Below are 16,865 nucleotides of genomic sequence, written 5' to 3'. Positions count from 1 at the left end.
TCGGATGAGACCGGTGCCCGGGCTGTCGTCGGCTCAGGAGCCGGTCTCATCCGCCGACGGGATGCCTCCGGACCGCACGGAGCCGTTGAGCTTTCCTTCCGTGACGGCGAAGGCGCAGGTCACCGACCGGTCACCCAGGCGCCAACTGCGTGCGCTCGGCATGTAGTAGTACATCTCCGCGCTGTCCGGCACGGCCGACGCGTCCGCCGCGTAGGCATTGTTGATCTCCGTGCAGCGCTTCTCGGCCACCGGTTCGACCGCCGCCTCGCCGGGCCAGGCGTCGGACTTCTCGAGCTTGAAGGCCCCGGTGACCTCCGCGTCGTGCTCCTTTGCGCAGTCGACGACCCTGACGGTCGCGGTCTCCTGCTCCAACTCGGCGCCGGGGACGTTGAAGCAGTCGCCCTTGTGCAGGTCGAGCGTGCTGCGCGAGCGCGACGCCTCGTCCATGCCCTTCCGGAAGCCGTCCCAGGCGTCGCCGATCCCGCCGGTGGCGAGTGCGACAAGCACCAGGAGCGTGCTGATCGAGGAGAGCACGATGCCCGCGACCGCCATGCCCTTGCCGCGCTCGCCCTTCCTCTTGATCTGCGAGAGGGCTATCAGCCCGAACACCAGGCCGAGCGGCGGCAGACAGCACACGATGCCGAGCACGAGGGAAGCGATGGACAGGCCGTTCACGGACGGTCTGCGGGCGTACTGCGGATACGGCTGCCAGCTTTGGGTGGATGGGTCCACAGGTACGGTGCTCCTCGTCGGGATCATACGAACAGGCGCGCGGATCATACGCGTAGCACGACTGCGGCTGCTGGAGCGGGCGTACGACGCCGTCCCCTGCTCGCCTGATGCCGCAAGGAACGGTGAAGGGGGCGGTCGCCGCGGCGACCGCCCCCTCCCGCTCACTCAGAGACCAGACCTGAGGGAGCTCAGAACTGCAGAGCCCAGGAGTCGATCTTGCCGACGTCCTGCGCCGCGTTGTCACTGACCCGCAGCTTCCAGGTGCCGTTCGCGACCTCCGACGACGCGTTCACCGTGTACGTGGTGATCACGTTGTCCGCGCTGCCGCCGGTCCCGTACGCCTTCAGGTTGTAGACCGTTCCGTCCGGAGCGACCAGGTCGATCTTCAGGTCACCGATGTACGTGTGCTTGATGTCGACCGGCACGCTCAGGTTCGCCGACGCGTTCCCGGTGACCCCGCTGACGGTGACCGGCGACTCGGTGGTGGCGTTGTCGCTGATCGCGTAGTCCGCGGTGTTCTCGAACTTCTTGCCGGGCGGCGGGGTGTCGCCGGTGCCGACGTACAGCAGGCGGTTCGGCGAGCCGGTGCCCGGGCTGCCGACCACGCCGCTCGTGGCGGCGGAGGCCAGGGCCGCGGAGACCTGGGCCGGGGTCGCCGTCTTGTTGCCCGCCAGGTAGAGCGCGGCCGCGCCGGTGACGTGCGGCGTCGCCATCGAGGTGCCCGAGATGGTGTTGGTCGCGGTGTCGCTGGTGTTCCAGGCCGAGGTGATCGACGAGCCCGGCGCGAAGATGTCCAGCGCGCTGCCGTAGTTGGAGAAGCTGGAGCGGGCGTCGGTGCTGGTCGTGGAGCCGACGGTGATGGCCTCGGCCACGCGCGCGGGCGAGTAGTTGGAGGCGTTCGCTCCGTCGTTGCCCGCCGCGACCGCGTAGGTGACGCCGGAGGCGATGGAGTTGCGCACCGCGGTGTCGAGGGCGGTGTCGATGCCGCCGCCCAGGCTCATATTGGCGACGGCCGGCTTGACGGCGTTCTGCGTCACCCAGTCGATGCCGGCGACGACCTGCGCGGTCGTGCCCGAGCCCGAGTTGTCGAGCACACGGACGCCGACGACCTTGGCCTTCTTGGCCACGCCGTACGAGGATCCGGCGACATTGGCGGCGACATGCGTGCCGTGGCCGTTGCCGTCCTGCGCGGTGTTGTCGTTGTCGATGGCGTCATAGCCGTACGACGCCCGGCCGCCGAAGTCGCTGTGCGTGATCCGTACACCGGTGTCGATGATGTACGCCGTCACGCCCTCGCCCGCGGTGTCCGGGTAGGTGTAACTCTGGTTCAGCGGGAGGGCCTTCTGATCGATCCGGTCCAGGCCCCAGGACGGCGGGCTGGGCTGGGTGCCGGTCGCCTTGAAGACGCGGTTCTGCACCACGGACTCAACTGCCGGGTCCGCGGCGAACTTCTTGGCCTGCGCCTCGGACAGCTCGACGGCGTAGCCGTTCAGCGCGGCGTCGTACGTCTTCTTGATCTTCGCGCCGTACTCCTGCGCAAGCGCCTTGCCCGCCTTGGAGCCTGCGTCGGGCGCGGACTCGTCGAGGGTGACGATGTAGCTGCCCGCGATGGCTCCGGGAGCGCCGGCGTTCTGGATAACGCCTTCCGGAGCCGCCTCGACCGCGATGGCGGGGAGAGCGGACGCCGTGCCGAGCGCGAGCGCGGCGACGGCTATGGCGCTTGCCGCAGCGAGTCTTCGCCGCGAGTTACGCATCACAGACATGTGAGGGGTCCTCCTCATTGGTGGTGCGCTGCTGTGGGGGTTTGCGACAGGAGCATGACAACGAATCGCAGCTGAATCCGCAGTGTCCTCGTCTCGCCTGCCGAGCGAAAGATTGGCGGATCCATAGGAATCCCACAAGACTCAGGAGGGCGACTTAGCACATGCGCCACACAACTGTCATGCTGACGAATCATGACCTCGTATCACTGCCCCGACTGCGATACCGTCTCCCCCGTCGATGCGGCCGACTGGTGCTGCCCCGACTGCCGCGGCCCGTGGGACCTGGACTTCACCGCCTCGCCCGTCGACCTCAACTCCCTTCCGGGCCGGGTCAATTCACTGTGGCGGTACGAGGAGGCGCTGCCGCTCTCCGCGCCCGCCGCCACCTCACTCGGCGAGGGCCGCACCCCGCTCGTCCCGCTCACCGCCACCGTCTCCGCCAAGCTCGACTTCCTGATGCCGACGCTCTCCTTCAAGGACCGCGGCGCGGTGATGCTGGCGGAGCTCGCCCGGGGTCTCACTCCCCGGCGCGTGATCGCCGACAGCAGCGGTAACGCGGGCACGGCTGTCGCCGCGTACTGCGCACGGGCGGGTCTCGACTGCACGGTGTACGTCCCCGAGGCCACCTCCGCCAAGAAGGTGGAGCAGATCCGGGCGCACGGCGCGCACCTCGAACTCGTCCCGGGCGACCGCGAAGCCACCGCCGTGGCCGCCCGCGCCGCCGCCGACGCACCCGGCACCTTCTACGCGAGCCACGTCTACAACCCGTACTTCCTGCACGGCACGAAGACCTATGTCTACGAGCTGTGGGAGGAGCTCGGCGGCCGGCTCCCCGAGGCGATCGTCGTCCCCGTCGGCAACGGCACACTCCTCCTCGGCGCGTCCCTCGCCCTCGCCGAACTCCACACGCACGGCCTGATCTCCGAGCGCCCCGCCCTGATCGCCGTCCAGGCCGAGGCCGTCTCCCCGCTGGCAGCGGCCTTCCACGCCGGCGCCGAAGAACTCCTCCACGAGAACGTGGAGTTCAGGCCCACGCTCGCCGAGGGCATCGCCATCCCGCGTCCGCCGCGCGCCCGCCAGATCCTGCGGGCCGTGCGGGAATCCGGCGGGACCTTCCTCACGGTGACGGAGGATCAGATCCGGGCCGCGCAGCTCGATCTGGCCGCCCGCGGTCTCTTCGTCGAGTCGACCGGGGTGGCCTGCTGGGCCGCCGCGGGCGGCTGGACCGACCGCACCGCCGTCGTCCCGCTCTGCGGCGCGGGCCTCAAGACCGGCCTCGCGCCAGGTCAGTCCGTCCAGTAGGTGTCGTGCTTGATGAAGAACTCCGCCCGGTCCTGTGGCGACCACTCGGTGGCGACCTCGGCGACCTTCTCGAAGTACTCCTCGCGCGGCGCGCCGGGCGTGAACAGCAGCAGCATCGAGGCGAGCGCGTCCGAGTCGTTGCGGAAGGCGTGCAGCCCGCCCTGCGGCACATAGAGGAAGTCACCTGCCGTTCCGTCGATCCAGCTGTCGCCGTTGTAGAGCCGGACCGTCCCCTCGATGATGAAGAACGACTCCGAGATCGACTTGTGGAAGTGCGTCTTCGGGCCGCCCGCCTTCGGGGCCATGTCCATCCGGTAGAGCCCGAACTCCCCGCCGGTTGACCGGGTGGTGGCCAGATAGTGCGTACGGCTCCCGTTCCTCGACTGCAGATCCGCGGGCGTGTCCGCCGGCCGGAACTCCGCGGTGATCTCGCCCTTGCCGTCCAGGTACTTCGGGTCCGGGTACGACATGCCGCTCTCCCTCTCCTCGCTGCCGGCCGTTCGCTGCCGGCCGTTCACCCCGCGCGTCCTGCGCCGCTCGGCCCGGCCCGGCCCGGCCCGGCCGCACATACGGCCCTCGGACGAGCCTCTCGCGCAAGCCACACTTGCCTGACCATCCTGCCTGGTCACACCTCACAGCCATATTCGTACGGCGTGGCCGGTTCCATGCGCCGTGCGGTTGGATGAGCGCGTGACCGTACACGATGTTGCCCGGCAGCTGCCCGGGATATCCGCCGTCCGCGACCTGTGCCGTTCGATGGCGATGCTGGAGGCGATCCTGAGCCCCGAATGGGCCGACCGGTTCTACTCGTTCGACGCGCACTGGTCCGCGTCGGAGGAAATGGCCTCGATGCGGAACGGCTCCGGGGACGAGTACTCCATCGTCTTCTCGGCGGCAGGCGCTTACGTCCGCGGCTTCGCCCACGAGTCCCCGATGAGCCCGTACGCCTACGACGGCCCCTGGCCGGGCGTGCTCGACGAGGTGCCTGAGGTCTTCCGGCCGTGCGTGCAGGAGCCGGCGTTCTCGGACGAGGACGGTATGCCGGCAGTGACCGTCTGCCTGTGGCGCGAGGCCGCGGACGACGGGTGGCGGTCGGGGACGATCGAGTTCCCGGAGGGCTACGAAGACCCGGACGGCGCGCGGGAGTTGTTCTCCGTCCTGGCCGCGGGGACGGCCGAGGCGTATCAGCGGTTCGCCGAGGACTACTACGAGGCGCCGGTCGATCTGGCGGCCGTACGCCATGTGTACGCGCTGCGTCCGCTGACGTCCGAGGTGATCTCGGCGCTGAATCCAAGGCTGAGCCCGGCCCTCGCACCGGCCGATCTCGCCGAGGACATCGCGTCCATCGGCTATCCACAGGCACTGCCCTCGAGCTGATCCGACGGGCAGAGGATTCAGTCGGCGGGCAGGGCTCCGCGGCCGGTCGGCGAGTGCGCACCCTTGCGTGCCGGCTCGCCGCAGTGCGCGCAGATGACCACCGGATCGAGGGTCTCGCCGCACGAGTGCTGCCAGGTCACCGGCGGATCCTCGGGGTTGAGATGCCGGTCGCCCCACTTCATGAGCGTGAGGAGTACGTCGCCGAGCTCCTGGCCGGCGGGGGTCAGGTGGTACTCGTAGCGCGGCGGGTGTGCGTTGTACTGCTCGCGCCGGACGGCGCCCGCCGCCTCCAGCTTGCGCAGCCGGGCCGTGAGGATGTCGCGGGACGCCCCGGTGTTGCGGACGATCTGATCGAAGCGGCGGACGCCATGGCTGAGTTCGCGTACGGCGAGCAGCGTCCAGCGCTCGCCGACCAGGTCGAGCGCGTCGGCGATGGAGCACTCTCTGGGATGGATGCTCTTCGACATGCGGCTCATCCTAGAACGGTAAGTTGCGTATTCAATCGTTCCGGACAAGAGCGCGGCCACCGCCGCCATCGCTGTCAGAGGCGCTCGATGATCGTGGCGTTGGCCAGCCCTCCCGCCTCGCACATCGTCTGCAGCCCGTACCGCCCGCCGCGGTCCTCCAGGTTGTGCAGCAGGGTCGTCATGATGCGCGCCCCGCTGCCGCCGAGCGGATGGCCGATGGAGATCGCGCCGCCGCGCACATTGAGCCGGTCCGCCTCGACGCCGGTCTCCCGCTGCCAGGCGAGCACCACCGACGCGAACGCCTCGTTCACCTCGTACAGATCGATGTCGCCAGTGGTCAGCCCGGCCCTGGCCAGTACCTTCTCGGTGGCCGGCATGATCGCCGTGAGCATCAGCAGCGGATCGTCCCCGGCAACCGCGAACGAGTGGAACCGCGCGCGTGGCCGCAGCCCGAGCCGCTCCGCCACATCGGCACCCATGATCAGCAGTGCCGCCGCGCCGTCGTTGACCGGCGAGCTGTTGCCCGCCGTGACGCGCCAGCCGATCTCGGGGAACCGCTCTTCCATGGCCGGGTCGTAGTACGCGGGCTTGAGCCCCGCGAGCGCCTCGGTCGATGTGCCGGGCCGTACGTTCTCGTCCCGCTGCCCGGTCCAGGCGACCTCCCGGTCGAACTCCCCGCGCTCCCAGGCACCCGCGGCACGCCGGTGCGACTCCAGCGCAAAGGCGTCCAGCTCCTCCCGCGAGATCTTCCAGCGCGCCGCGATCAGCTCCGCGCTGATCCCCTGGCCGACCAGCCCCTGCGGATACCGCTCGCCGAGCCGCCGCCCGAACGGGTCGCTGCCCGGCAGCACATTGGACCCCATCGGCACCCGGGACATCGACTCGACGCCGCAGGCGATCGCGATGTCGTAGGCCCCGCTGATCACACCCTGCGCCGCGATGTGCGCGGCCTGCTGGGACGAGCCGCACTGCCGGTCCACGGTCATGCCCGGCACGCTCTCGGGGAAGCCGGCGGCCAGCACCGCATGGCGGGTGATGTTGAGCGACTGGTCCCCGACCTGGGTCACGCAGCCGCCGATGACGTCGTCGACGAGTACGGGATCGATCCCGCCCCGCTCGACGAGCGCCGCGAGTGTGCGGGCGAGCAGATCCACGGGGCGCTCGTCGTGCAGCACTCCTCCCGGCTTGCCCTTACCTATGGGCGTACGAACCGCCTCGACGATCACCGCGTCCCGCATCACGACAGCCTCCCCAGTTCCGACGTCAGTCTGATTTTCAAACTGACTGAATCAACCGTGCCGCGCGAGGAGAGAGTTGTCAATTCCAACTGAGGATTGTTGTCGTCGCCGTACGGCTGTTCAGCGACTGCGCAGAGCGCCCGCCGTGCTGCCCGTCCGCTCACGCAGCAGGATCCGCAGGGTGTTCGCGTGCTCGTAGCCGACCTTGCGGGCGATGGAGTCCAGGGACATGTCGGTCGTCCGCAGCAGGTGCGAGGCCTGTTCGACCCTCAGGTCCTGAACGAAGCGCACGGGAGACGTGCCGAGTACGCGGCGTACGGTCCGCTGGAGGGTGCGTTCGCTCACCCCCACCGAACGCGCCGCCGCACTGACGCTGATCGGCTCCTCCAGATGCAGCCTGGCCCAGCGCTCGAAGGCGGCGACGACCGGATCGCTCTGGGCGAGCGCGCTCGGGATGGTGTACGCCGACTGGGACGGCCGTTCGTCGACGACCAGATAGCGGGCGACAAGATCGGCCAGCGCCGGGCTGCTCATCCGGACGACCGCCAGCGCGAGGTCGACGTGCCCGAAGGCCGCACCGGCCGTCGTCACGCCGTCCGACGCGGTCACCATCCGGGTCTCGTCGACGGTGACCGCCGGATAACGCTTCCGGAAGACCGGCGCCAGCCACCAGCTGGTGGTCGCCTTCCGCCCGTCGAGCACCCCCGCCTCGGCCAGCAGAAAGGTGCCCGTACAGGCCGAGGCGACGGGTGTGCCGCGCCCGCGCGCATCGGCCACGAGACTCCGTACGGCTGCCGATGCGGGTCCCGAGACATGAGCGAGAAGCGCGTCGGGCCGCCGCTCGGCGAGGGCCGGCACGATCAGCAGGTCCGCCCGCTCGGCCCCGGCCGCCGGCTCGGTGGTGACGAGGTGGCCCGCGCCGGTGCGGACCCGGCGGCGGAAACCGACGGTCCTCACCCGCCAGGCGGGCGGCGGCAGGGGAAGCTCGTCCCGCATCGCGTTGGCCCCGTCGAGCACATCGAGGATCGCCGAGAGCCCTGAGTCGAATACGCCGTCGTACGCCAGCACTGCCACATCCATGGCGGAAACGGTATCGGACACGCCGTTTGCGCCACTGGAAGAGCCGTGTTCGCGGCCATAGCTTTGCGGACGTCCCGCTTGATCGGGACGCCAACGACGACGTACGGAGTGACACGCGATGAACATCGGACTGCTGGCCAGGATCGAAGCCAAGCCGGAGTACGCCGACGAGGTCGAGGCCCTGTTGCGCGGGGCGCTGCAGCTCGCCCGCGAAGAGGAGCACACGGTCACCTGGTTCGCGTTCCGGGAGAGCGCGACGGTCTTCGGGGTCTTCGACACGTTCGAGAACGAGGAGGGACGGGCCGGCCATCTGCAGGGCCGGATCGCCGCGGCGCTGATGGAGGCGGCGGAGACGATGCTGAGCTCGGCCCCTGACATCCGCCCTGTGGACCTGCTGGCAGCCAAGCTCCCCTGACCGCAACGCACGGTGCCCGCGGACCACGTGATGCGCGGCCCGCGGGCACCTTGCCCACACCAACACCGAGGAGACCGAGGATGACCCGGCCCACCAGCCCACCGTCCGCAGACGCCGCTGCCGCGCGCCACTCACGTACCCACACCTGGGCACCGCCGACGAGCTACGCCGACGCCGGCCCGCACTCAGGCCTCGAACTGCTCCGGCGCAGCCTCGATGGCCACTACCCGCAAGCGCCGATCTGCGGGACTCTCGGCTTCCGTCTCGTGGAGGCCGACGAGGGCCGCGCCGTCTTCGAGGGCGAGCCCGGGGAGCACCTGCTCAACCCGATGGGCAGCGTCCACGGCGGTTTTCTGGCCACACTGCTCGACTCGGCCCTCGGCAGCGCGGTCATGACGACGCTGCCGCCCGGCCGCGCGTACACCACCATCCAGCTCGGGGTGAATCTTGTGCGCCCGGTGTTCGCCGACACGCAGACCCTGCGCTGTGAAGGCACTGTCATCCACGTCGGCCGTACGACGGCGACCGCCGAGGCACGGGTGGTCGGCGCCATCGACGCCAAGTTGTACGCGCATGCCACCACGACCTGCGCGGTCTTCACCTGGCGGGACACGGCCTGAACCCGGAGGATCCAGCACATGAAGCGGACGACGGTCGTCAACCTCAAGGGCCATCGCGACGACCCCGACTACGCGGACGTCGTGTACGTGGGCCGCGCCATGCACCGCGGCGGCTGGCACCTCGACGGCTCCCCCCTGGCGAGCCCGTTCCGCCCCGGCCCCGACGGCACCCGCCAAGAGGTCCTCGAGAAGTACCGCATCCACCTGCTGTCCCGCCCGGACCTCCTCGCGCTCCTCCCCGCCCTGCGCGGCCACAGACTCGGCTGCTGGTGCGCACCGGAACGCTGCCACGCCGAGGTCATCGCGGAACTGGCGGACGAGACCGGCGGCCCCTAGAAACGCGAAGCATTCCAAACAGCCTGCCGCCGAGGTGGACAGCCCCCGTTCTGTGGGCCGTCGGTGGCAAAGCAGCCCACGCCCCCTTGCGCCTGCCGTCGGACTCCCACACCGCGCTGAACAATCGCCCTGGTCAAGACGTAGGGACGCGTCTCAGTGGACTGAGGGGAACGACCGATGGACAGAGCGGGACATCCGGATCGCAGAGCTCTGCTCGCCGGCGGACTTGGGGTCGCCACGGTCACGCTTGCGGGGTGCTCGTCGACGAGCGCCGCTCCGTCGGCGACCAGCGCTTCGCCGGAAGCGCGGCCGGCCACGCCCGCCGCGGCATTCGCGAGACTGATGGACGGCAACAAGCGCTGGGTGAGCGGAGATCTTCGACACCCCGACCGGGATCCGAACCGGCGCCAGTTCGTATCCGAGAAGCAGAAACCCTTCGGGGCGATCCTCTCGTGCATCGACTCCCGGGTGCCGCCTGAACTGCTCTTCGACACCGGGCTGGGCGACCTTTACGTGATGCGCACGGGCGGGGAGGCGGTCGGCCCGGTGGTCACGGGTTCCGTGGAGTACGGGCCCATGACGAGTGGCACTCCGCTCATCGTGGTCCTCGGGCATCAGCGCTGCGGCGCCGTCGAGGCGGCGTACAAGTCCATCCGTGACGGCAAACCGCTGCCCGGCAACCTGGAGGCGATCGCCAAGGCTCTGCGGCCGGCGTACGAGCAGACAGTCCGGGAAGGCGGTGCCGACCCGGTCGAGACCATGGCCCGTGCCCAGGTCAAGCTGACCGCGGACGACCTGCGCTCCAACCAGGATCTGGCCCCACTCGTGGGAAAGGGCGCCCTTGCCGTGGTCGGCGCCTACTACTCGCTCGACACCGGCAAGGTGGAAGTCCTGACCGGCGCGCCTTCCTGACCGGTCGGACGAGACGGACGTGCGTTGTCAGGTGGTCAGCACGGGAATGCGGAAAGGGCCGGGCTCAACGGAGCCCGACCCTTTCCGACCGATCACACGTTGAAGCGGAACTCCACCACGTCGCCGTCCTGCATCACGTAGTCCTTGCCCTCCATACGCGCCTTGCCCTTCGCGCGGGACTCCGCCACCGAGCCCGTCTCGACCAGGTCCTCGAAGGAGATGACCTCGGCCTTGATGAAGCCCTTCTGGAAGTCGGTGTGGATCACACCGGCCGCCTCGGGAGCCGTCGCGCCCTTCTTGATCGTCCAGGCGCGGGTCTCCTTCGGGCCCGCCGTCAGATACGTCTGCAGGCCGAGCGTGTCGAAGCCGACGCGGCCCAGCACCGCCAGGCCCGGCTCCTCCTGGCCCATCGACTGGAGGAGCTCCAGCGCCTCGTCGTCGTCGAGCTCGATCAGCTCGGACTCGATCTTGGCGTTGAGGAAGATCGCCTCGGCCGGGGCGACCAGCGCGCGCTGCTCGTTCTTGAAGTCCTCGTCGACCAGCTCGTCCTCGTCCACGTTGAAGACGTAGAGGAACGGCTTGGTGGTGAGGAGGTGCAGCTCGTGCAGGAGGCGGCCCTTCTCCGTGCCCGCCGTGATGCCCGCGGCGAAGAGCGTCGTGCCCGCCTCGAGGAGCTTCTGCGCCTCCTCGACCGCCGCCAGGACAGCGACCTTCTCCTTCTGGAGGCGGGACTCCTTCGTCAGACGCGGCACAGCCTTCTCGACGGACTGCAGGTCGGCGAGGATCAGCTCGGTATTGATCGTCTCGATGTCGTCCTTCGGCGAGACCTTGCCGTCGACGTGCACGACGTTCTCGTCCTTGAAGGCGCGGATGACCTGGCAGATCGCGTCGGACTCACGGATGTTCGCCAGGAACTTGTTGCCCAGGCCCTCTCCCTCGCTCGCACCGCGCACGATGCCGGCGATGTCGACGAAGTCGACCGTTGCCGGGAGGATCCGCTGCGAGCCGAAGATCTCGGCGAGCTTGGCAAGGCGGGCGTCCGGGACGCCGACGACGCCGACGTTCGGCTCGATCGTGGCGAACGGGTAGTTGGCCGCCAGCACGTCGTTCTTGGTCAGGGCGTTGAACAGGGTCGACTTGCCGACATTCGGCAGACCGACGATTCCGATCGTGAGCGACACGTTGGCGACTTCCTGGAGTAAGGACTGGCAGATGGCCGTACGGCCCGGAGGCGGGCCGATTCCCCAGTTTACGGGCGGGTCGAGCCGGGCAGCGACGGCAGTCGGGAGTCGAACTCAACGCCAAGGTCGGCCAAAGGGCGTGTCCCGTGCCTGATTCCTCCCACATCGCGACCTACGTTGTCCGGGTGGAGCAGCACAGGACAGGTCACCCTCAGCGCCGACAGCGCCCGCAGGCCCCTCTTTCCCAGCAAGCCCCTCTCTCCCCGCAGGGCGCGCTCGCCGAGGGCGCCCCCGCCGTGTACCGGGTGGCGGCACGGCCCGCGCGGCCCGTGCCTCCGGTTGTGCTCGCGCTGCGCAGACTGCCCAAGCCCCGGTTGACCGGGCTCGGCGGCGGGCTGTTCGCCGCCGCGACGATGTTCGCGCTCGGGTTTCTGGACTGGCTGCTCTTCGACGGCTCCGCCGTGGTGTTCGGGCTGCTGTTCCTGCCCGTCAGCGCGCTGACCGCGCTCTGGGTGCGGGAGGCCGACCTGGTCACCGCTCCGATCAGCGTGCCGATCGCCTTCGCCGTCGGCATCGTGCCGATCTCCGGCGGAACCGGGGGCTTCGGCGGGCAGACGATGGCCCTGGTCACCGCACTCGCGGTGCACGCCGGCTGGCTGTACGGCGGCACGCTGGTAGCCGGGCTCATCACCTGCGTACGGAAGGTGCGGATGATGGGGCGCCGACAGCGGCGCGGGCGGCCGGGCGGCGGCCCCGTCCGGCGCGGCTGAGCCGCGAGGACGAGGTGTACGAGGTGCGCACGGCTCCCGCTCGTACCGGCTGAGGCGCGAGGACGGGCGTGCCTGCGCGCCCGTACCGGCTGAGGCCCCCCGCCCCGCTACCTGCCCGCCGCCGCCATCGCCGCGCCCACGATCCCCGCATTGTTCTGCAGTTCCGCCGGGACGATCTCCGCCCTGATGCCCTCGATCAGCGGCACGAACTTGTCCGCCTTACGGCTCACACCGCCGCCGATGATGTACAGCTCCGGCGAGAACAGCATCTCCACATGGGCCAGATACTTCTGTACCCGGTGCGCCCAGCGCTGCCAGCTCAGGCCCTCGTCCTCCTTGACCTTCGTGGAGGCGTGCTTCTCGGCGTCGTGGCCGTGCAGCTCGAGGTGGCCCAGTTCGGTGTTCGGGACCAGCCGGCCGTCGATGAAGACCGCGCTGCCGATGCCCGTACCGAAGGTCAGCAGAATCACCGTCCCCTTGCGGCCACGGCCCGCCCCGAACGTCATCTCCGCGACGCCCGCCGCGTCCGCGTCGTTCAGGATCGTCACCGGCAGGCCACCGAGGCGCTCGCCGAGCAGCTTCGAGGCGTCCACGTCGACCCAGCCCTTGTCCACATTGGCCGCAGTACGGGTGACGCCGCTCGTGACGACGCCGGGGAAGGTGATGCCTACCGGGCCCGACCAGCCGAAATTCGCGACCACCTCGGCGACGCCTTCCGCCACGGCTGCGGGCGTCGATGGGTGTGGGGTCAGGACTTTGTGGCGCTCCTGCGCCAGGTCGCCGCGCTCAAGGTCCACAGGTGCGCCCTTGATGCCGGATCCGCCGATGTCCACTCCGAACACGTTCATGGACACAACGTTACGGGCAGCGGCTGACGGTCACTTGTCGGACTGCTGATCGGGCCGCTGATCGGGATGCTGCTCGGACTACTTTCCCGACAGCTCTGCCGCCTCCGCGCGCAGATCGCGGCGGAGCTCCTTCGGCAGCGAGAAGGTGATGGACTCCTCGGCCGCCTTGACGATCTCGACATCCTCGAAACCGCGCTGCGACAGCCACTCCAGTACGCCCTCGACCAGGACCTCGGGCACCGACGCACCGGAAGTGACGCCGACCGTCGAGACGCCGTCCAGCCAGGCCTCTTCGATCTCCGAGGCGTAGTCCACCAGATGCGCGTCGCGCGCGCCCGCGCCCAGCGCGACCTCGACCAGCCGGACGGAGTTCGAGGAGTTCTTGGAGCCGACGACGATGACCAGGTCCGCCTCGGCGCCCATCTGCTTGACCGCGATCTGGCGGTTCTGCGTGGCGTAGCAGATGTCGTCGCTCGGCGGGGAGATCAGCTGCGGGAACTTCGTCTTGAGTGCGTCGACCGTCTCCATCGTCTCGTCGACCGAAAGCGTGGTCTGGGAGAGCCAGACGACCTTCGACTCGTCCCGTACGGAGACGTTCGCGACATCCTCGGGGCCGTCCACGAGCGTGATGTGTTCGGGGGCCTCGCCGGACGTACCGATGACTTCCTCGTGGCCGTCGTGCCCGATCAGCAGGATGTCGTAGTCCTCGTTGGCGAACCGGACGGCTTCCTTGTGGACCTTGGTCACCAGCGGGCAGGTCGCGTCGATGGTCGCGAGCTTGCGCTCGGCGGCCTCCTCGTGGACGACCGGGGCCACGCCGTGCGCCGAGAACATGACGATCGACCCCTCGGGGACCTCCGCCGTCTCCTCGACGAAGATCGCACCCTTCTTCTCAAGGGTCTGTACGACGTACTTGTTGTGGACGATCTCGTGGCGGACGTAGATCGGCGACCCGTACTGCTCCAGGGCCTTCTCCACGGCGATCACGGCACGGTCCACGCCCGCGCAGTAGCCACGGGGAGCGGCGAGCAGGACGCGTCGGGCAGGAGTCGTAGCAGTCATGCCCCCCATCGTAAGGCCGCGTCGAGAAGGCCAGAGATCACCCTCAGGGGGAAGACTGAGGCGGGACGCGAGCGACGGAGGGACGCGATGGCGGCAGCTGAAGGGTCCGACACGGGGGACGGCACCGACGGCGGGCTGCGGCGCACGCTCGGATTCCGGGATCTCCTCGTCTACGGTCTGCTCTTCATCGCACCCATGGCTCCGGTCGGCGTGTTCGGCACGCTCGACGCGAAGTCGCACGGGGCCGTGGCGCTCGTCTATGTGGTCGCGACGATCGCCATGGCGTTCACCGCCTTCAGTTACGCGCTGATGGTGCGGGTCGCACCGCAGGCCGGCTCGGTCTACACGTATGCGCGCAAGGGGCTGGGCGATGCGCCGGGGTTCATCGCCGGGTGGATGGCGATGCTCGACTATCTGCTGATCCCGGCCGTCGCGTATCTCTTCTCCGGGATCGCGATGGAGACGCTGGTCCCGGAGGTGGACCGGTGGGTGTGGACCGGGATCGCCGTGGTGGTCACCACGCTGCTGAATCTGTGGGGCGTACGGGCCGCGGCCCGGGTCGGTTTCGCGGTGCTGGCGATGGAGATCGTGGTGCTGCTGGTGTTCATGGTGTCGGCCGTCGTGACGCTCGGGCAGGACGGGGCGCGGCGCGACTGGCTGTCGCCGCTGACCGGTGACGCGGGCTTCTCGATGACGGCGGTGTTCAGCGCGGTGTCGGTGGCGGTGCTGTCGTATCTCGGCTTCGACGCGATCGCCTCGTTCGCGGAGGAGGTGACGGGCGGCTCGCGGAAGGTGGCCAGGGCGGTGCTGTTCTGTCTGGCGCTGGCGGGTGGGCTGTTCGTGGCGCAGACGTATCTGGTGGCGCTGCTTGAGCCGCTGTCGTCGGCGGAGCTGGCGGCCGAGCCGGTCAAACAGGGGTCGGCCTTCTACGACGCGGTGGACGCCTCGGTCGGGGGCTGGCTGCACGACCTGGTCGCGGCGAGCAAGGCGATCGGGGCGGCGTTCGCGGCACTGGCCGGGCAGGCGGCGGCGGGCCGGCTGCTCTTCGCGATGGCGCGGGACCGTCGGCTGCCGCGCGTGCTTTCGCGTACGGATTCGGGTGTGCCACGGCTTGCGCTGCTGCTGGCCGCGGCCGTGACGATGGTGGCCGCGGTGTGGGCGGCGCGGCGCGGCGACGGTCTGGATCATCTGGTGTCGGTGGTCGACATCGGCGCCTTGACCGCCTTCACGCTGCTGCACGCGTCGGTGATCGGCTGGTTCGTGGTGAAGCGGAGTGATGGCACCCCCGACTGGTTTCGGCATCTGGTGATGCCGGCGCTGGGCGCGGCGGTGACGATCGCGGTGATCGTGGCGGCGGCCGGGTCGGCGCAGGTGGTGGGTGTGCTGTGGCTGGGGGTGGGGCTGATCGTGCTCGCGGTGCAGTGGGAGCGGCACGGTTACTCGGCGTAGGTCACGCTGAGGGACGTTGTCGTACGCGGCCGATACGCTCGCCCGTATGGCTCTCAACACGTCCGCGGAAGCGCCGCTGCCGGTCGGCGAGGTGTCACGGCTCATCGGTGGGTGGATCGACCGGCTCGGGGCGGTCTGGGTGGAGGGGCAGATCACCCAGCTGTCGCGGCGGCCGGGCGCCGGGGTCGTCTTCATGACGCTGCGCGACCCCTCGTACGACATCTCGGTGGGTGTCACCTGCTTCCGGCAGGTCTTCGACGCGGTCGCGGATGTGGTGGCGGAGGGTGCGCGGGTCGTGGTGCACGCCAAGCCGGAGTGGTACGCGCCGCGGGGGCAGCTGTCACTGCGGGCCGTGGAGATAAGGCCGGTGGGCATCGGTGAACTGCTCGCCCGGCTCGAGCAGCTGAAGCGGACGCTGGGCGCGGAGGGGCTGTTCGCCGTCGAGCGGAAGAAGGCGCTGCCGTTCCTGCCGCACCGGGTGGGGCTGGTGTGCGGGCGTGCGTCCGCTGCCGAACGCGACGTCCTGGAGAACGCCCGGCGGCGGTGGCCGGCCGTCCGCTTCGAGGTGCGCAATGTGGCGGTGCAGGGCGTGCACGCGGTGGCCCAGGTCGTCCAGGCGGTGAAGGAGTTGGACACGCTCCCGGACGTGGACGTGATCATTGTGGCGCGCGGCGGCGGCAGCGTGGAGGATCTGCTGCCGTTCTCGGACGAGCAGCTGGTGCGTGCGGTGTCCGAGTGCCGTACGCCGGTGGTGTCGGCGATCGGGCACGAGCCGGACGCGCCACTGCTCGACCTGGTGGCCGATCTGCGGGCGTCGACGCCGACGGACGCGGCGAAGAAGGTCGTCCCTGACGTCGGCGAGGAGCTGGACCGGGTGCGGCAGCTGCGGGACCGTGCGCTGCGCACCGTCCGGGGGCTGCTGGACCGGGAGGAGCGGGGTCTTGCCCATGCGCTGGCCCGGCCGTCGATGGAGCACCCGCACCGGATGGTGGACGAACGCGAGGCGGAGGCCGACGCGCTGGTCGCGCGCAGTCGGCGGGTGCTGGGCCATCTGCTGGACCGGGCGGACTCGGAGCTGGCGCACACCCGGGCGCGGGTGGTCTCGCTGTCCCCGGCGGCGACACTGGAGCGGGGGTACGCGGTGCTGCAGCGGGCGGACGGATCGGTGGTCCGCTCGCCGGAGGAGGTCGCGGTGGGTGACGAGCTGCGGGCGCGGGTCTCGGAGGGCGAGTTCGCCGTACGGGTCGCGGAGTGAGCGGCCGGCGCGTCGTGAACAGGTGAACCGTGAGCAGGTGAGCGTCGTTGTCCTACCT

Annotated in this window: 18 protein-coding genes; 9 read left to right on the top strand and 9 right to left on the bottom strand. The window is 69.8% G+C overall.

Features of this window, described 5'->3' with window-relative positions; translation table 11 throughout:
• Positions 1-33: 33 nt before the first annotated feature.
• Both ACFYXH_RS03570 and ACFYXH_RS03565 read right to left on the bottom strand, forming a co-directional pair.
• Positions 34-732, bottom strand: a complete 699-nt coding sequence (locus ACFYXH_RS03570) for a DUF4190 domain-containing protein (RefSeq protein WP_389560241.1) — start codon at positions 730-732, stop codon at positions 34-36.
• Between the two features lie 188 nt (positions 733-920).
• Positions 921-2,495, bottom strand: a complete 1,575-nt coding sequence (locus tag ACFYXH_RS03565) for a S8 family serine peptidase (RefSeq protein WP_389560240.1) — start codon at positions 2,493-2,495, stop codon at positions 921-923.
• Positions 2,496-2,687: 192 nt separating this feature from the next.
• On the opposite strand from ACFYXH_RS03565, the gene ACFYXH_RS03560 reads away from it, so the two are divergent.
• Positions 2,688-3,797, top strand: a complete 1,110-nt coding sequence (locus ACFYXH_RS03560) for a pyridoxal-phosphate dependent enzyme (RefSeq protein WP_389560239.1) — start codon at positions 2,688-2,690, stop codon at positions 3,795-3,797.
• Here ACFYXH_RS03560 and ACFYXH_RS03555 read toward each other — a convergent pair.
• Positions 3,782-4,267 (bottom strand): cupin domain-containing protein, encoded by a 486-nt coding sequence (locus tag ACFYXH_RS03555; protein WP_389560237.1) that lies wholly within the window; start codon positions 4,265-4,267, stop codon positions 3,782-3,784. The two genes, ACFYXH_RS03560 and ACFYXH_RS03555, sit on opposite strands and share 16 nt — an antisense overlap.
• Before the next feature lie 220 nt (positions 4,268-4,487).
• On the opposite strand from ACFYXH_RS03555, the gene ACFYXH_RS03550 reads away from it, so the two are divergent.
• On the top strand, positions 4,488-5,174 hold the full coding sequence (locus ACFYXH_RS03550) for a hypothetical protein (RefSeq protein ID WP_389560235.1): 687 nt from the start codon (positions 4,488-4,490) through the stop codon (positions 5,172-5,174).
• 17 nt (positions 5,175-5,191) lie between these two features.
• Here the strand turns inward: ACFYXH_RS03550 and ACFYXH_RS03545 are convergent, their stop codons facing one another.
• The 3 genes from ACFYXH_RS03545 to ACFYXH_RS03535 all read right to left on the bottom strand — a co-directional run bounded on the left by ACFYXH_RS03545 (position 5,192) and on the right by ACFYXH_RS03535 (position 7,959).
• Complete coding sequence (locus ACFYXH_RS03545; RefSeq protein ID WP_389560233.1) at positions 5,192-5,641, bottom strand: winged helix-turn-helix transcriptional regulator; 450 nt, start codon at positions 5,639-5,641, stop codon at positions 5,192-5,194.
• Positions 5,642-5,715: 74 nt separating this feature from the next.
• Positions 5,716-6,879 carry a thiolase family protein gene (locus ACFYXH_RS03540; protein ID WP_389560231.1) on the bottom strand — a complete coding sequence of 388 codons (1,164 nt, stop codon included), beginning with the start codon at positions 6,877-6,879 and terminating at the stop codon, positions 5,716-5,718.
• A 120-nt stretch (positions 6,880-6,999) separates the two neighbouring features.
• Complete coding sequence (locus ACFYXH_RS03535) at positions 7,000-7,959, bottom strand: GlxA family transcriptional regulator (RefSeq protein WP_389560230.1); 960 nt, start codon at positions 7,957-7,959, stop codon at positions 7,000-7,002.
• Positions 7,960-8,077: 118 nt separating this feature from the next.
• On the opposite strand from ACFYXH_RS03535, the gene ACFYXH_RS03530 reads away from it, so the two are divergent.
• From ACFYXH_RS03530 to ACFYXH_RS03515, 4 genes are all read left to right on the top strand, one after another.
• The gene (locus ACFYXH_RS03530; protein WP_327325839.1) at positions 8,078-8,374 is read left to right on the top strand and encodes an antibiotic biosynthesis monooxygenase; all 297 of its coding nucleotides are present in this window, start codon (positions 8,078-8,080) and stop codon (positions 8,372-8,374) included.
• A gap of 80 nt (positions 8,375-8,454) precedes the next feature.
• A complete protein-coding gene (locus ACFYXH_RS03525; RefSeq protein ID WP_389560228.1) occupies positions 8,455-8,994 on the top strand; it encodes a PaaI family thioesterase in 540 nt (179 codons plus the stop codon).
• 18 nt (positions 8,995-9,012) lie between these two features.
• Positions 9,013-9,330 (top strand): DUF4326 domain-containing protein, encoded by a 318-nt coding sequence (locus tag ACFYXH_RS03520; protein WP_389560226.1) that lies wholly within the window; start codon positions 9,013-9,015, stop codon positions 9,328-9,330.
• Positions 9,331-9,507: 177 nt separating this feature from the next.
• Complete coding sequence (locus ACFYXH_RS03515) at positions 9,508-10,242, top strand: carbonic anhydrase (RefSeq protein WP_389560224.1); 735 nt, start codon at positions 9,508-9,510, stop codon at positions 10,240-10,242.
• Between the two features lie 92 nt (positions 10,243-10,334).
• On the opposite strand, the gene ychF is transcribed toward ACFYXH_RS03515, so the two are convergent.
• Positions 10,335-11,423 (bottom strand): redox-regulated ATPase YchF, encoded by a 1,089-nt coding sequence (gene ychF / locus ACFYXH_RS03510; RefSeq protein WP_385310953.1) that lies wholly within the window; start codon positions 11,421-11,423, stop codon positions 10,335-10,337.
• Between the two features lie 185 nt (positions 11,424-11,608).
• Between ychF and ACFYXH_RS03505 the strand changes: the two genes are divergently transcribed.
• The gene (locus tag ACFYXH_RS03505; protein WP_385311002.1) at positions 11,609-12,193 is read left to right on the top strand and encodes a DUF6542 domain-containing protein; all 585 of its coding nucleotides are present in this window, start codon (positions 11,609-11,611) and stop codon (positions 12,191-12,193) included.
• 107 nt (positions 12,194-12,300) lie between these two features.
• Here the strand turns inward: ACFYXH_RS03505 and ppgK are convergent, their stop codons facing one another.
• Positions 12,301-13,041 carry a polyphosphate--glucose phosphotransferase gene (gene ppgK, locus ACFYXH_RS03500; RefSeq protein ID WP_389560222.1) on the bottom strand — a complete coding sequence of 247 codons (741 nt, stop codon included), beginning with the start codon at positions 13,039-13,041 and terminating at the stop codon, positions 12,301-12,303.
• Positions 13,042-13,119: 78 nt separating this feature from the next.
• The gene (locus ACFYXH_RS03495) at positions 13,120-14,112 is read right to left on the bottom strand and encodes a 4-hydroxy-3-methylbut-2-enyl diphosphate reductase (RefSeq protein ID WP_389560220.1); all 993 of its coding nucleotides are present in this window, start codon (positions 14,110-14,112) and stop codon (positions 13,120-13,122) included.
• A 78-nt stretch (positions 14,113-14,190) separates the two neighbouring features.
• On the opposite strand from ACFYXH_RS03495, the gene ACFYXH_RS03490 reads away from it, so the two are divergent.
• Together ACFYXH_RS03490 and xseA are read left to right on the top strand one after the other, a co-directional pair.
• Complete coding sequence (locus tag ACFYXH_RS03490) at positions 14,191-15,552, top strand: APC family permease (RefSeq protein WP_389560218.1); 1,362 nt, start codon at positions 14,191-14,193, stop codon at positions 15,550-15,552.
• Between the two features lie 46 nt (positions 15,553-15,598).
• Positions 15,599-16,807 (top strand): exodeoxyribonuclease VII large subunit, encoded by a 1,209-nt coding sequence (gene xseA / locus ACFYXH_RS03485; RefSeq protein WP_385310943.1) that lies wholly within the window; start codon positions 15,599-15,601, stop codon positions 16,805-16,807.
• The last annotated feature ends 58 nt before the right edge of the window (positions 16,808-16,865 follow it).

The sequence above is a fragment of the Streptomyces sp. NPDC002730 genome, from assembly GCF_042888805.1.
GTDB lineage: Bacteria > Actinomycetota > Actinomycetes > Streptomycetales > Streptomycetaceae > Streptomyces.
Note: the sequence above shows the minus strand (reverse complement) of the source record. Positions and strands in the feature narration are given on the sequence as shown.